Annotated in this window: 14 protein-coding genes; 5 read left to right on the top strand and 9 right to left on the bottom strand. The window is 47.7% G+C overall.

Annotated elements, in window-relative coordinates; all coding sequences use genetic code 11:
• Window positions 1-148 precede the first annotated feature (148 nt).
• The gene (locus ACLIIY_RS19510) at window positions 149-667 is read left to right on the top strand and encodes an RNA methyltransferase (protein ID WP_434529170.1); all 519 of its coding nucleotides are present in this window, start codon (window positions 149-151) and stop codon (window positions 665-667) included.
• A 90-nt stretch (window positions 668-757) separates the two neighbouring features.
• Here the strand turns inward: ACLIIY_RS19510 and gltS are convergent, their stop codons facing one another.
• Window positions 758-1,993, bottom strand: coding sequence for a sodium/glutamate symporter (gene gltS / locus ACLIIY_RS19515; RefSeq protein ID WP_005443440.1), 1,236 nt, complete (start codon window positions 1,991-1,993; stop codon window positions 758-760).
• A gap of 561 nt (window positions 1,994-2,554) precedes the next feature.
• On the bottom strand, window positions 2,555-3,187 hold the full coding sequence (locus tag ACLIIY_RS19520; protein ID WP_434529171.1) for a CatB-related O-acetyltransferase: 633 nt from the start codon (window positions 3,185-3,187) through the stop codon (window positions 2,555-2,557).
• Between the two features lie 198 nt (window positions 3,188-3,385).
• On the opposite strand from ACLIIY_RS19520, the gene ACLIIY_RS19525 reads away from it, so the two are divergent.
• The 4 genes from ACLIIY_RS19525 to ACLIIY_RS19540 all read left to right on the top strand — a co-directional run bounded on the left by ACLIIY_RS19525 (window position 3,386) and on the right by ACLIIY_RS19540 (window position 7,041).
• The gene (locus ACLIIY_RS19525) at window positions 3,386-4,159 is read left to right on the top strand and encodes a DUF4344 domain-containing metallopeptidase (RefSeq protein ID WP_434529172.1); all 774 of its coding nucleotides are present in this window, start codon (window positions 3,386-3,388) and stop codon (window positions 4,157-4,159) included.
• Window positions 4,160-4,200: 41 nt separating this feature from the next.
• The gene (locus ACLIIY_RS19530; protein WP_264407458.1) at window positions 4,201-4,587 is read left to right on the top strand and encodes a thiol-disulfide oxidoreductase DCC family protein; all 387 of its coding nucleotides are present in this window, start codon (window positions 4,201-4,203) and stop codon (window positions 4,585-4,587) included.
• A gap of 175 nt (window positions 4,588-4,762) precedes the next feature.
• Window positions 4,763-6,424, top strand: a complete 1,662-nt coding sequence (locus ACLIIY_RS19535; protein WP_038895026.1) for a methyl-accepting chemotaxis protein — start codon at window positions 4,763-4,765, stop codon at window positions 6,422-6,424.
• A gap of 122 nt (window positions 6,425-6,546) precedes the next feature.
• Window positions 6,547-7,041, top strand: coding sequence for a peptidylprolyl isomerase (locus ACLIIY_RS19540; RefSeq protein WP_434529173.1), 495 nt, complete (start codon window positions 6,547-6,549; stop codon window positions 7,039-7,041).
• 117 nt (window positions 7,042-7,158) lie between these two features.
• Here the strand turns inward: ACLIIY_RS19540 and ACLIIY_RS19545 are convergent, their stop codons facing one another.
• The 7 genes from ACLIIY_RS19545 to ACLIIY_RS19575 all read right to left on the bottom strand — a co-directional run bounded on the left by ACLIIY_RS19545 (window position 7,159) and on the right by ACLIIY_RS19575 (window position 13,817).
• Window positions 7,159-7,794: a DUF2268 domain-containing putative Zn-dependent protease gene (locus ACLIIY_RS19545; protein ID WP_434529174.1), complete on the bottom strand. Its 636-nt coding sequence runs from the start codon at window positions 7,792-7,794 to the stop codon at window positions 7,159-7,161.
• A 68-nt stretch (window positions 7,795-7,862) separates the two neighbouring features.
• Complete coding sequence (locus tag ACLIIY_RS19550) at window positions 7,863-8,654, bottom strand: LytR/AlgR family response regulator transcription factor (protein ID WP_434529175.1); 792 nt, start codon at window positions 8,652-8,654, stop codon at window positions 7,863-7,865.
• A gap of 15 nt (window positions 8,655-8,669) precedes the next feature.
• Entirely contained in the window at window positions 8,670-9,692 is a 1,023-nt protein-coding gene (locus ACLIIY_RS19555) for a sensor histidine kinase (RefSeq protein ID WP_434529176.1), read from the bottom strand.
• Entirely contained in the window at window positions 9,693-11,039 is a 1,347-nt protein-coding gene (locus ACLIIY_RS19560) for a hypothetical protein (protein ID WP_434529177.1), read from the bottom strand.
• Between the two features lie 45 nt (window positions 11,040-11,084).
• On the bottom strand, window positions 11,085-11,870 hold the full coding sequence (locus tag ACLIIY_RS19565) for an outer membrane lipoprotein-sorting protein (protein WP_434529178.1): 786 nt from the start codon (window positions 11,868-11,870) through the stop codon (window positions 11,085-11,087).
• A complete protein-coding gene (locus tag ACLIIY_RS19570) occupies window positions 11,863-13,131 on the bottom strand; it encodes an ABC transporter permease (protein WP_409401803.1) in 1,269 nt (422 codons plus the stop codon). The genes ACLIIY_RS19565 and ACLIIY_RS19570 overlap by 8 nt, the downstream gene beginning before the upstream one ends.
• Window positions 13,119-13,817 carry an ABC transporter ATP-binding protein gene (locus ACLIIY_RS19575; protein WP_434529179.1) on the bottom strand — a complete coding sequence of 233 codons (699 nt, stop codon included), beginning with the start codon at window positions 13,815-13,817 and terminating at the stop codon, window positions 13,119-13,121. Before ACLIIY_RS19575 ends, ACLIIY_RS19570 begins: the two co-directional genes overlap by 13 nt.
• Window positions 13,818-13,826 lie beyond the last annotated feature (9 nt).

Raw genomic sequence — 13,826 nt, forward strand, 5'->3', positions numbered from 1 at the left:
TTCAGCACCATCCATCTTCACTCTGTTTGCTCCAACGCAAAAATAATCAGCCTATAGCGATAGCGCTTCGGCGTGGTTAAGTTCATAATCCCCCGCTTAATGCGCTCAGCGCTGTTATCTAGAATTTTTGAAAAGCAGAACACCAACCATGACCACCAAGCCAACAGCCATTATTGGACTGTACAACCCAAAGAGTCCAACCAACGTTGGCGCTGTGTTGCGAGCCGCTGGCTGCTACGACGCTGCGCAAGTTCGTTACAACGGCACACGCTACAGCCGCGCAGTAAAATTCCAGACCGACACCCAGAACTCACAAGAACGTATTCAATTAGTGGAGATGGAAGACCTCACTGCTAATGTTGCCGACGATGTGGAAATTGTTTGTGTAGAGTTAGTGGTCGGTGCAACAGCACTGCCGCACTTCACTCACCCAGAGAACGCGATTTATGTGTTTGGACCTGAGGATGGCTCACTGCCTCAAGAGATGGTCAATAAGGCGCATCATGTGGTGTACGTGCCGACTCACGGTTGTATGAACCTAGCCGCGACAGTGAACGTTGTGCTTTACGATCGCATGGCGAAAACACTGGGGACGATTGATGACCACCAGCAAGTGCTTGCTAATCGCGACAACAAGAACCGTTTGAAAATGAAAGCCTGCGTCTAGACAGACGAAGCTCGTCGTTGGCAAACGCCAGATACAAAAAAGGTCACAGCAATACTGTGACCTTTTGTTTTATTCGGCGTCTCAATCTATCTAGCCAAGGAACGAGATGTAACCTTGTAGAATGATCAAGTTAACGATGTCGATGAAGAAGGCACCAACAATCGGCACAACCATGAACGCTTGTGGTGACGGACCAAAGCGGTTAACGATTGAACCCATGTTCATTACCGCCGTTGGGGTTGCCCCCAAACCAAAGCCACAGTGACCACCAGAGATAACCGCAGCATCATAGTTACTACCCATCACCTTGAACGTTACGTAATAGGTGAAGATAGCCAAAATCACCGACTGCACGCCCAGAATCACCAAGAATGGGATTGCTAGGTCGAAAATGTTCCACAGTTTTAGGCTCATCAATGCCATTGCTAAGAATAGAGACAGTGATACCGTACCTAGCATATCGACCGTTTCTGTATCTAACTTGCGAACTTTGGTCACTTCCAAGAAGTTAGTGATGATCACACCAATGAACAACGCGTAAACGAAGTCTGGAATCATCAGCCATTTAATCTCGTAAGTGCTCACCCATTGCTCTACGTACTTCGCACCTGTTACACAGATCAATAGGAAGAACAGTTTCTCAACCACTTTTTTCGCGGTTACTTTATCTTCTTCGTATTCGTTGTACGTCACCAATTCTGGGAATTTTTCGTGGGTTTTAGCATCTCGGCCACCAGGACCATACTCAGATTCGATCTTGTTCTTTTCGATCAATCGCTGAGCAACCGGACTACCGATGATACCACCGATGATCAAACCGAATGTTGCTGACGCCATCGCGATTTCCAATACGTTATTCAAACCGTAAACGTCTTGGAAAGTTTGTGACCACGCCGCCCCCGTGCCGTGACCACCTGACAGAGTAATCGAACCCGCGATAAGCCCCATCAGTGGATCTAACCCTAATGCCGCCGCTAATGAGACACCGACACCGTTTTGTATGATGATGTAGAACGACGCGACTGCTAAGAAGATGAATACCTTCGCGCCCCCTTTCATCAACTGAGTGTAGTTTGCTGCCAAACCAACAGTAGCAAAGAACATCAGCATAAATGTGTTCTGCAACGGTAAATCGAATTCCAGATCGATACCGTTAAAATGAAGAGCAGTAATGATGCAGGCGACGATTAAGCCTCCCACAATCGGCTCAGGTATGTTGAATTTCTTTAAGATCGGTAGCTTAGCATTAATAAAATGCCCCAGGAAAAGCACACTGATCGCAACCAAAAAGGACTCCAGTGCACCTACAGATATTAAATGATTCATATCGCCTCTTATTATTGTTCTCTTCATCCTCCGTAATGATTGAGTGTTAGTTTAACCTTCGCTCAATAGCAAATTTTCTCGCTATATTTTTTCGAAAATACTCAAAAGGTTGTGTTAAATGCGCCTTAGGCTAGTTTAAGGGACGGTCGTTAAGCGATGTTCTGATTTACGCGCTATTCGCAAGCCCTAAAATGTAAAAGGAGCCTGTTAAGCTCCTTCTTATCCTCTTCGTAGACAACCAGAAATGACTGCTTGCAGGAGATGGATATAATGTTGTGAGTATTGTCCGAGTGACACTTTCTGAACCGCTATCGGGCTCCCTTACTTAAACAGAAAGTGATCATCACTATCGAGCAAAGTTCCTTCCCGTCATAACGAATAGAGCGCCGAGGTGGCGCTCTAACATCTGGGTTTGCTTGTATCCCATCGTAGTTCAAAAACTCTGACTCATGGTGTTTGGAACGAGCCGAATCCCGGGAAATTCTCAAGCTTGCAACAAGTGTTCTCGTTACAACGGAGCGAGATTATAACATATCGCTGAAAATTTTCCTCATTTCAGTGCTATTCGCCACTTTCATAGTTTGGTTCTGCAATGATCAACTGTTCAATATCATTACTGCAGATGAAAGCGCGAAGTGCCTCGAACTTGGCTTTATCCCACGTGTAGATTTGCAGGGCGAGCAGCTTATCAACGATGTCTTGCTCAAAGCGAAGCTTAACAGGCTTTGCCGGAGAGCCTGCCACCACGGTGTAAGGTGGGACATCTTTGGTCACGACGCTGTTTGCGGCAATCACAGCGCCTTCTCCAATGGTGACGCCGGGCATGATCATCGCGCGCATGCCAATCCAAGCTGCGTCACCAATCACGGTATCGCCTTTGCCTTGGTAAGATTGCTCGATGTCATCAAGAAACGGATACAGACAGAACCAGTCCGTCCTGTGATTGTGGTTGCCGCCCATCAAAATCACCGCTTCAGCCGCGATACAAACGTAATCACCGATATAGAGCTGATCGACTTCCCACCTCGGCTGCCACGCTTTACTGACTTCATCGCCATGCAGATATCGCACGACTGAATCTTCAAAGCCGTTATCCCAACAATCGCTGTAATAACTGTGAGTGCCTTTGATGTGGATGTTTTGGTTTTGCACCACTTGGTGCAGGTACTGAAATTTGGACCAATGTTTTTTCATGGCAATGACCTCAATAGAGTAAATGTATGCCACGGAACGATTTCTCGTGGCGTTGTTGCTGCGTTCTCAGTCAACGACGCCTATTGGATGCGGGGTTTCAGTAGTAATGGATTATTCATGAATGTGTCCTCCAGCGCGCACACTATAAAAAGCATGTATAATTTTCAAGCAAACCAAACAAATAACAAGATTCCGAAAATGAAAATTCACTCTGCCTTTGCCTCTCTGCTGCTGTTTGCTGCCACAGCGTCTGCGAGCGAAAACATTAAAATCGAATACCGCCCTGCGGAAACTGCCGACGATCGCTTTGCTGCGCAAGTGATTGAAAGCAGTGAAGTGAACGACATCTTTGTCCAGCTTTCTGATGATTACTTCCCGTTTGATAACCCACTAACACTGACCTACGGTGGCGAAGACGGTCCACTTTACGATCCAGAAACTCACACCATCCATATTCCCTACACCTTCTATCTGGAATCATTCAACTACTTCACCAACAACAAATACCAAGAACGTTACGGTAAATCACCGAAAACGGGCGCGCTCGATACTTTGCTGCATACGCTATTGCACGAAGCCGGGCACGCTTACATTGCCGATCAAAACATTCCGGTACTAGGCAAGGAAGAAGGTGCGGTCGACAACTTCGCTACCATTTTGTTGATTGATTACGTCGATGACGGTGCCGATGTGGCGATAAGTGCTGCGGACATGTTCGCATTCGAATCCGACGACAGACCGGACTACTACGATTTTGGCGAATACATTGACGAGCACAGTTTCGATCTACAGCGTTACTTCTCTACCCTGTGTCTGGTCTACGGCAGCGATCCAGAGCAATACAAAGCCTTGTTAGATGAAGTAGAAAAAGATTACTTACGCGATCGCAAAGAGTTCTGCCAATTCAATTACGGCAACATTCGTGATAATTGGCTGCATTACTTGCAAGACAATGAACTAAAAGAAAAATAATCGCGTAAAAGGGATAAGAACCGCCAATAATGAGCTCAATCATGACCAAACTGACCGTATTTTACGATGGCACTTGTCCCTTGTGCGCCAAAGAGATGAAGGCGCTAAAACAACGCGATTCCAAGCAGCAGATTAAAACCGTCGATATCTACAGCGAGGCGTTTGCCGCTTATCCGCAGATCGATCCGGAGCAAGCCAACACCATTTTGCACGCCCTCAACGATAAGGGAGAGCTTCTGCTTGGGTTAGACGTGACTCATCGAGCATGGCAACTGGTCGGTCGCGGTTGGTTGTATGCACCGCTGCGTTGGCGCGTTGTCAAACCTGTTGCGGATTGGCTTTACCTCAAATTTGCCAAAAACCGCTACCGCGTCTCCTACTGGTTAACGGGCACTTCTCGCTGCAATAACGGTTCGTGTTCACGTTAATTGTGATCCTGCTTAAAAATGCTACGACCTTAGTCTAAATTTATAAACTTCCAGTACTTCTGATTGATTAACTCGGTTAATCTCTAAGCATTACAACAATAAGTATTAATAATTTTATCAGGCAAGCTTATTCAGCTTGTCACTTGTAACGCTGCGCCGAGAGAAGGACGTCTCTATGAATCTGACGATCAGAAAACGACTATATATCCTTTCAATAATTCCAATTCTAACCATGGCAATAGGCATGATGTGGTTCACCTACCTACAAACCACAGCCTACAACGAACACGAGATTGAGCAGACTCGAAGTCAAATGATGGAGATGAAAAAAGCCGAGCTCAAAAACTACGTCCAAATGGCGCGCTCCGCCGTCGAGCCACTACTCGCTCAAAATGCCCCACTTGAAGAAGCACTGCCTATCTTGAAACAGTTGGAGTTCGGTCAATCTGGCTACATCTTTGGCTACGATTCAAAAGGCGTGCGTGTCGTGGTGGGTAAAAACACCAAAGGCATCGGAGAGAACTTCTATAACTTGCAGGACAAGAAAGGCAATTACCTGATTCAGGATTTGATCAAAAATTCCAAAACTGGTGAGTTCACGACTTATTACTTCCCGAAACTCGGTCAGAACGAAGCACTACCGAAATTGAGCTACTCGGTCTTTATTCCTGAATGGGATTTAATGTTGGGTACAGGCTTCTACACTGATGATATCGACGCCATTGTGGCAAACATGGAAGAAGCCGCGCATCAGGCCCTCAATACCACACTGACGGCAATTGCTCTGTTCTGTGTTTCGATTGCAGCTATCGTCGCGGTCTTCGCGGTGTTTGTTAACCGCAGCATCATGAAGCCTATCGAGCAGTTTGATGCTTCAATTCACTCTTTCGCGCAAGGCGATGCAGACTTAACCGCGCGCATGGAAGAATCAAGCGTGCCGGAATTCACTCAGTTGAGCCGTAACTTCAATATCTTTGTTGAAAGCCTGCAAGGCATCATCAAGAGCGTTAGCCACGTAGGGCAAGAAGTGGTTTCAGAAACCAACGACATGTCACAGCGAGCATCGCAAGTGGACGAATTGGCTTCAGGTCAACGTGAAGAGACCGAACAAGTCGCTGCTGCAATGACCGAGATGACAGCAACGGCCCACGAGATTTCCAGCAACGCTAACCAAGCGGCGCAATCCGCCAAAGACGCCGATGAAAATTCACAGCAAGCGAAACACATTGTTGATTCCGCAGCAAACTCTGTCGAAGCGCTCGCTCTAGAAGTATCGGAAGCCAGCACAGTGATTTCTCGTTTAGAGAGCGATGTACAAAACATCTCTTCTTCGCTAGAAGTGATTCAAGACATCGCCGAGCAAACCAACCTATTGGCACTGAACGCAGCCATTGAAGCAGCCCGTGCAGGCGAACAAGGTCGCGGCTTCGCAGTCGTTGCCGATGAGGTTCGTAAACTGGCGAGTCGCACTCAAGACAGCACAGGCGAAATTCACCAAATGATTGAGCAATTGAAGTCTGGCTCGGATGCGGCAGTGAAAGCCATGGGTTCGAGCCAAGCGCGCGGTGAAGCAACGGTTGAAGAAGCACGAGCAGCCTCTGCCGCACTGCAAGAAATCCAAGCCGCAATTGCTAACATCATGGACATGAACACGCTTATCGCAACGGCAACTGAAGAGCAAAGCCAAGTTGGCCAAGAGATTTCACAACGCATCGAAGTCATCTCTCAACAAAGCAGCCAATCGGCACACCTTGCCAACCAAAACCGAGCAGGCAGTGGCAACCTTAACCACAAAGCTAACGAGCTGTACGACTTGGTCGGCCGCTTTACGGTTTAAAGCTTTCCTCACCCATTCACCATGCAAACAGCGACGCCAAAACGTCGCTGTTTTTATTTCTGCTATCCTCATACGACTTAGCTATAATGCCGCCAACTTAGCACCTACAAGGGCAAAACCAGATGATTATTATGACCACCAATTTCGGTGACATCGAGATTGAACTGAACCTAGAACGAGCACCAGTTAGCTCAAAGAACTTCAAAAAATACTGTGAAGATGGCTTCTACAACGGCACCATTTTCCACCGCGTTATCGACGGCTTTATGATCCAAGGTGGCGGTCACACCGAAGACATGGCAGAAAAGCCAACACGCGCCCCTATCGCGAACGAAGCAAACCGTGGTCTAAAGAACCTTGTTGGCACTATCGCAATGGCGCGTACCGATGCACCGCACTCTGCAACGGCACAGTTCTTCATTAACTTGGAAGACAATGATTTCCTAGACCACACCGCAACTACCAACCTAGGCTGGGGCTACGCAGTGTTTGGTAAAGTGACCGCGGGTATGGATGTCGTAAACCGCATCGCGAAAGTAAAAACGACCTCTAAGTTTGGTCACGATGATGTACCATGCGATCCAATCATTATCGAGAAAGTGACGACCAGCGAATAAGCCCATTCATATCTTCGGAGAAATCGTCGCTATAAAACGACAAAAACGCCTAACGTCATGTGACTTAGGCGCTTTTTGTTTTTATGACTCAGCCGATTAGTTTGGCTTGTGTCGGAGTTATTGATAGAAAAGCTCGGCTTTTGCTCCGACTAAATCAAGCTCAGAGCCTTGAAAATCAGCCAGATATTCAGCAACAAGGTTGTACCCAACCCAATACCCCATGTATTTCGGCCAGCGGCTTTCATCGCTGCCAAGAAAGTAAGCGTCGAAGTTGTAATCTAAGCTGGTCAATTTGTCTTTCATCTCTGCATAGAAAGGACGCCAATCTTGATCTTTGATTTGCTCAAACAAACTTGGAGTGACGCCGCCATTCACCTTACGTTCGAAATGACAAGCTAACCCTTCCATAATCAGCACATCACCAAGTGCAACGCCATTCTCTCCCGCTCGCATACGGAACAGGTGATGCAACTCATGCGCTAACACCGCAGCCAGTTCTTTCTCAATAACGTTTTTAATATCAGCACGTTGAGTATCAAGCAGAATCTCTACACGATAGGCACTTAAGCAATAGCCACCAATCCCCGTCTGCGGTACGTCATTGCGATCAAACGGGCTAACAGTCAGGTCAATGTTACTCAAATCAAAGTAACTAGAAAGTTGTGAGCTCAGATCATCAAGTTTCTGATGCAAATACTCAGAGATTGGAGACAGTTCTCCCGTCGCATTTAACAGGGTTACGCGATAACTCATTTATCTTCCTTGATAATGTGGGTTAAGAGCAGCGAGTTTACAGTGTAAAGAGTGAGCAGTTCTAGCAATTACATCCCTTTGAACAAACTTTGAGATGCACGGCTCACAGCGAGCTTAGTTTCTCCAACGTGAACAAACATTCTGCCTGCAAAGTCTTTGTTTACTTTGCTAATTTTGCACACTTGCACCACGCTTGAACGGTGCACTTGCCAGAACTGTTCTGGGTTAAGCTGCCCTATCAACTCTTTCAACGATGTACGAATCAAATACTCCTGCACTTTGCCTTGTCCTTGTTGGGCATACACAGAAACGTATTTTTCTTCCGCTTTGAAATACAACACATCAGACGTGGCAATCAGATGAATATCTTCCCCCTGTGTCGCTTTAATCCACTGAAGATATTGCGGCGTTTGTGGCGCGGATAATTGCTGCAACTGCTCTAATAGGCTGCTCATCTGCACATTACTGCTTTCTTGCTCTCGCTTAGCAAGGCGTGCTTTCACTCTTTCGCACGTCGTCAGAAGGCGCTCATCCGAGATAGGCTTGAGCAAATAATCGGCGGCATTTTGCTCAAAAGCTTTGATGGCGTAATCATCGAACGCAGTGACAAACACAATCAAAGGTGGATTGGCGAGTTGATTGAGTTTTTGCGCTAATGTCATGCCATCCAAAACTGGCATACGAATATCGAGAAACGCAATATCAGGTTGGCTTTGCTCAATGGCTTGCAACGCTTGTTCACCATCTGCGACTTTGGTTATCACCTCTAGCTCTGGCCACACTTCAGCTAGGCTTTTATCAAGATGACGCCTCAATAGCGGTTCATCATCAGCAATAATGGCAGTAAACCCTGTATTCATTCCTTTCTTCCTTGATTACGATTCCATTGGCCAACTCAGGCGAACACAAACGCCACCCTGAGCAGACTCACTGATAGAAACCTCTCCTTGCCCGGCGAACAAAGCTTCAACTCGCTGCTTGAGATTACTTAGACCCACGCCAGAGCCCATGTGACCACTAACGTGATTCAAGCCAACACCAGTGTCTCTGACTTCAATCCTCAAGTTCTGCTGTTCGCGTTTGATGAGCAAACTGACTTCGCCACCTTCTCGCTTCGGTTCAATACCATGGATGATGGCGTTTTCGATTAAGGGTTGAAGCATCATCGGCGGTAACTCGGTTCTGCCTAGCCCCTCTTCCACCTCAATCTTGTAACTGAGTCGATCACCCAAACGGGTTTGCTGGATGCCTAAGTAAGCCTCAATTAACGCCGTTTCATTGTCTATGGTAGTGTGCTCTTCACGTGAGCTTTTGAGCGTTGCACGCAGCAGCGCGGTTAACTGTTCTAGCATCAGCTTAGCTTTATCGACATCTTGCGACATAAGCGCGCTGATATTTGCCAAGGTATTAAATAGGAAATGCGGTTCAATCTGGCTCTGCATCTGCTTAAGTTGACTCAGCAGCAGCGCACGGTCTTGCTCTGCTTTCTCGCGTTTGATAGCTTCCAACTCTCGTTGAGCGATCGCATGTTGCTCGCGTGAATAGAAATAGAAAAAGCACATGGCGCTGAATAACAATCCCATCAGACCAACCGACAGCATACTTGAGATACCGAAGTATTCCCCAAGCCAAAGCTGGGCGTTCACCACACCAAACAATAGGCAAGCCGTCAGTGAGATAGCCACTTCCGCCAAACGAGGAATGGTAGGAAAAAAGCGGTCGACAAGCCATGAGAAGAAGATAGCCGAATAGCCAAATCCAAAGCTAACCGCTACATGAATGTAAAATGGACCGCCCCAAACCGAGAGCGTCATTGCTGCGATAAAGAGACAAAATGCTGTGGTCACTAATAAGCTACGCGGCCATCCACTTTTCACCACTGATTTTGCTGAACTCATTTAGAATTTCCCTTTGATGTTAAATACAATCATATGCTTATCATTGATTTGTGCGTAAGCAGATTGGCCGTCTCCGGTTAAAAAGCGTGCGGCAACTTCCACTTCTACACTTTGATCGCCGGTATCAATCCATTGGTAGTTAAGCCATTGCGTGACAATCACACCACCATCTTGTGGCGACAGCATCAGATCCAACGTAGGGGTTACATCACTTAGCCAGCCCATATCCGCTTCGCCGTTCCATGCAGCCCATGCTTCTACATCCCAACTCCAGTGCAGCATTATATTATGCTGAACGATATTGGCATGCTGAAACCCTTGAGCGTAGCTTGTCGCAAGTAGAGCGCTGCTAGCCAACAGAGAGTTGTTAGGATCAGGGATCTGAGAGAGTAATTCGCCACGCTCTATTGCTTGTTGCCATTCGTTTTTCGACCATGCTCGGCTGTCGTACCAATATTCAGCAATCACGTTGTGTCCGGCTTGGTTTGCCCAGTTCAATCCAATCAAGGCTTGGAATGCGCTGCCCTGCTTCTCAACCGAAACAGGTTGGTAAAGATCGTCTTGCTGAAACTGATAGCCGACACTTTGCTTTTGCCACAGCATGGAACCGTGCATGGCGATGGATTCATCCCACACGGCGATGGCACTGGCGCCAAGTAAACCTCGGCGCACATCATCGTAATAACCAATAAGTTGATACTCGGTATCACCCACCAGCGCATAACGACGAATACCAACACCTTGTTGCTCTGCGGCTTGATCCAGTGCACTTTGGTCTTGCTGCCCCCAGCTTGAATCCGTCGCAATGACGGTCCATTCGCCGGCCACATCGTAGTGTGAAAGTGAAAACACACCCGCCCCCTCTTCTGCTACTAAGCCAACAGGATTTTGTCGATAAGGCTTAAACAGATCCAAAGGTCGGTAGCCATAACCCACGCCCCAATCCACGCGCAACTTACCCAAACTCACATCAAGAGTGGTGTCACCGACTTGCCACTCTCCTAGCCAAGCCAGCTCTCGAATCAACAGTTGATTATCTGCTTCACTCCACCAGTCACTCTCTCCTTGTTGGTTGAGGTACAATCCTTGGCTATACAAAGCAAACAAGCCACTGAAGTTTTGATAATTCACCTGCACATCCAACAGTGCATTAAGTGAATCACGAGAACTGCCCTGCGCCTGCATAAATGCGCTATCACGCTGCTTAGCCGTTTCGTAACTGACAGCCCAATCCCACTCAAAACTCAGCTCATCATTGGCAAAAACTGGGGCTGCTGTGCCCACACACAAGGACGCAGCAATCAACAAACTGGTGCTTTTGTTAAGGTTAGGCTGGCGCGATTTCATGTGACTTCCTTGCTCGTTTTTATGGTTCTATTTACGAAGCTCAGACTAAAGCTGAGTCGTGTTGGCTTTTGGCAAATAGCTTGGGTTGTAGAACTTGTTATCCAGCTGCCAAGGCACGATTTCTTGGTACTCGATAACGGTCTTTTTGCTCGGCTGAATGCTATCAAGCAAAGTCATCTCACTGACGTAGTCTTCACCGTTGTCGCTTGCACGTCCGTATTGCGCTTGCTTGGCGAGTTTGCCAGAACGCAAGTAAAGATCGGCTTTGATTGGAAACGCATCTTGCTCAGACAACCACAAGTCGATCTTCTGATAGCTCGCCCCTTTGGTTTTCGCGGTTAACGCAAGGTGATAAGCCGAGACACTTTCTCCGTTCACCGAAACAGTTTCTGTCGCTTTCCATTCACCTAGATAATCTTGGCTCCACGTCAGGGTTGAGATGTCACCGATAGACGCTTCACCAAGCAGCTTCTGCATTGGCGTAATGCGAATCGGACGGCGGCTCTTTGGCATTTGCAGCCAGTAGTTATCGCCCATCATCAACATCTTTTGCCCTGCTTCAACCGCCGATTTGAATACCACCAGCGATTCACGATTTGGACGCGTGTACACGTGGTAAAGGCGGGTTTTATCTAACTCTTGGTCTTGATATAAGCGCACCAGTGACACCACTTTGGAGGAATCATCTTGCAAGCGGTAGCTGTCGGCTTTTTCAATCAATTGCGCGACTTGCTGTGCATCTAACGCTGTTTCATTCGCACTGACATTCATGCTTACAACGCCGCTTGCCGTCAGCAATGCAATTGGTAATAGTGATTTGAAATTAAACATAAATCAGTGCCTCCGTAATTGGCTTGTTCACCCCTTTGCGCGCCGAGAAAAACGCCGCAACCAAACAAATCATCAATACTGCGAATCCTGCGACAGCCACCAGCTCCCAAGAGAAGTAAATCGTCAATGGGTAACCTTCTGTACGTCCTGGCGGTGGCGGCATTTGCACATCCACGACCATCAGTAAGACGGTAACTAACGCAGTAAACAAAGCGCCGATTAAGCTGCCAATCACCGCAAGTAACCCTGCTTCGCGCAAGAACCCAGCAATGATTTCGCGAGGGTAGCTACCAAGAGCCGACAAGGTGCCGATTTCACGGGTGCGCTCGGTGACCGACATGGTCATGGTGTTGAACAGGGCGACAAAGACTACCAACGCCATTACTGCGCCCATGATGCCGAAGATGCGGTCGTACAAATCTTTCACTTTGAGATAGAAGAACGCACGTTCTTGCCAAGGCGTAATCTCAATATCTTGGTCACCAAAGTTCTGCTTTTGCTTACTCAAAACCGAAGCCACTTGTTGCTCGACTTGGTTAGTTAAACTGGTATCGAACAGAAAGACAGATAACGCGCTGACTTTGTCAGAACCGAGCAGCGATTGCGCGCTGTTGATGTGCACGTACAACTGGCGTTTATCAAGCTCAGGTACGCCGGTTGAATAGATGCCACGAACTTTGAAGTCATACGCGTTCAATGCACCGTCGGTTGTGGTCGCCAGCAAGGTAATCCAATCGCCAACGTGCACGCTTAGGTTGTTCGCCAAATCAACGCCAAGCATCACTTCTGGCTCTGTAGGGTCATAACGCGATGCATGAATGTTGGACAGCGTTTGCCCTTCGCGCACGTCCAAAAACGGTCCTTTCATATCGAATTCGCGCTCGTTCACGCCAATGCCGATAAAGATTGAGGACTTGTTGCCGTTGGAAATCAAGCCGCTGAACTCAACTCGTGGCTGCACGCCTCGCACTTCGTTTAAACCGATCAATTTCTTGGTGATGTCGTCGGCGTGAGTTAAACCGTTACTCAGTGGCATCTCTTCTTCTTTAGCGAAGTAACCCGGCGTGGTTAACGTCAGATGCCCCGTGTCACGCGCTGTCGACTCTTTTAAACTGTCGTAGGTATACAGACCAAAACCACCCGCACTGGTTAACGCAAACACGGCAATGGCGATGATCAGCATCGACAACAAACTGCGACGGCGATTGCGTTGCAGGTTCAACCAAGCAAGGCGAACCGAAACTGGAATTAGCTTGCCCATGAAACCTCCTCCACACTTGCGTGCGTTTGGGTAATCTTGCCGTCCACCAACTCAATGGTGCGGTCACAACGGGATGCCATACGAGGGTCGTGTGTGGCGACGATAAAAGTAGTGCCAAGCTCGTGTCCGAGCTCTTTCATAATGTCGATGATCTTGTTGGCAGTTTGGCTATCAAGGCTCGCGGTTGGCTCATCAGCAATCACCAACGCCGGTTTGTGTACTAACGCACGAGCAATTGCCACACGTTGTTGCTGACCGCCTGATAGGTTATCGGGCATATGATGAATAAACTCGCCCAAGCCAACGTGTTCTAGCATTTGTGTGGCGAGCTCGGTTTGTTCTGCTTTTGAAAAGCCATTGAGATGCAGCGGATAAGCCACGTTCTCTAGCGCCGTCATCACGGGCACAAGATTGAATTTTTGAAATACAAAGCCAAGCTTTTCACGGCGCATTTTCGCAGCCTGCATTTGTCCGGTTGGGTATGGGCTGCCGGCAAATGTCACCTGACCTTGGTATTGAGTATCCAGCATGCCAAGCACGTTAAGTAAGGTGCTTTTACCTGAACCAGACGGCCCGCACAGAGCTACCATTTCGCCGGAAAACACTTCACCAGAAACGTCTCGCAATGCACGCACGGTTTGCCTGCCAAGGGCGTAATCGCGGCTAAGTTGATTAAAAACGATCATGACGCCTCC

The sequence above is a fragment of the Vibrio sp. K4 genome (assembly GCF_051122595.1).
Classification (GTDB): Bacteria; Pseudomonadota; Gammaproteobacteria; order Enterobacterales; family Vibrionaceae; genus Vibrio; species Vibrio owensii.

Coding starts and splice junctions, on each gene's coding strand:
- ACLIIY_RS19555 (WP_434529176.1), bottom strand. CDS start 9,692: ATGAGTTCAGCAAAATCAGTGGTGAAAAGTGGATGGCCGCGTAGCTTA.
- ACLIIY_RS19510 (WP_434529170.1), top strand. CDS start 149: ATGACCACCAAGCCAACAGCCATTATTGGACTGTACAACCCAAAGAGT.
- ACLIIY_RS19530 (WP_264407458.1), top strand. CDS start 4,201: ATGACCAAACTGACCGTATTTTACGATGGCACTTGTCCCTTGTGCGCC.
- ACLIIY_RS19575 (WP_434529179.1), bottom strand. CDS start 13,817: ATGATCGTTTTTAATCAACTTAGCCGCGATTACGCCCTTGGCAGGCAA.
- ACLIIY_RS19535 (WP_038895026.1), top strand. CDS start 4,763: ATGAATCTGACGATCAGAAAACGACTATATATCCTTTCAATAATTCCA.
- gltS (WP_005443440.1), bottom strand. CDS start 1,993: ATGAATCATTTAATATCTGTAGGTGCACTGGAGTCCTTTTTGGTTGCG.
- ACLIIY_RS19560 (WP_434529177.1), bottom strand. CDS start 11,039: ATGAAATCGCGCCAGCCTAACCTTAACAAAAGCACCAGTTTGTTGATT.
- ACLIIY_RS19570 (WP_409401803.1), bottom strand. CDS start 13,131: ATGGGCAAGCTAATTCCAGTTTCGGTTCGCCTTGCTTGGTTGAACCTG.
- ACLIIY_RS19540 (WP_434529173.1), top strand. CDS start 6,547: ATGATTATTATGACCACCAATTTCGGTGACATCGAGATTGAACTGAAC.
- ACLIIY_RS19550 (WP_434529175.1), bottom strand. CDS start 8,654: ATGAATACAGGGTTTACTGCCATTATTGCTGATGATGAACCGCTATTG.
- ACLIIY_RS19565 (WP_434529178.1), bottom strand. CDS start 11,870: ATGTTTAATTTCAAATCACTATTACCAATTGCATTGCTGACGGCAAGC.
- ACLIIY_RS19525 (WP_434529172.1), top strand. CDS start 3,386: ATGAAAATTCACTCTGCCTTTGCCTCTCTGCTGCTGTTTGCTGCCACA.
- ACLIIY_RS19545 (WP_434529174.1), bottom strand. CDS start 7,794: ATGAGTTATCGCGTAACCCTGTTAAATGCGACGGGAGAACTGTCTCCA.
- ACLIIY_RS19520 (WP_434529171.1), bottom strand. CDS start 3,187: ATGAAAAAACATTGGTCCAAATTTCAGTACCTGCACCAAGTGGTGCAA.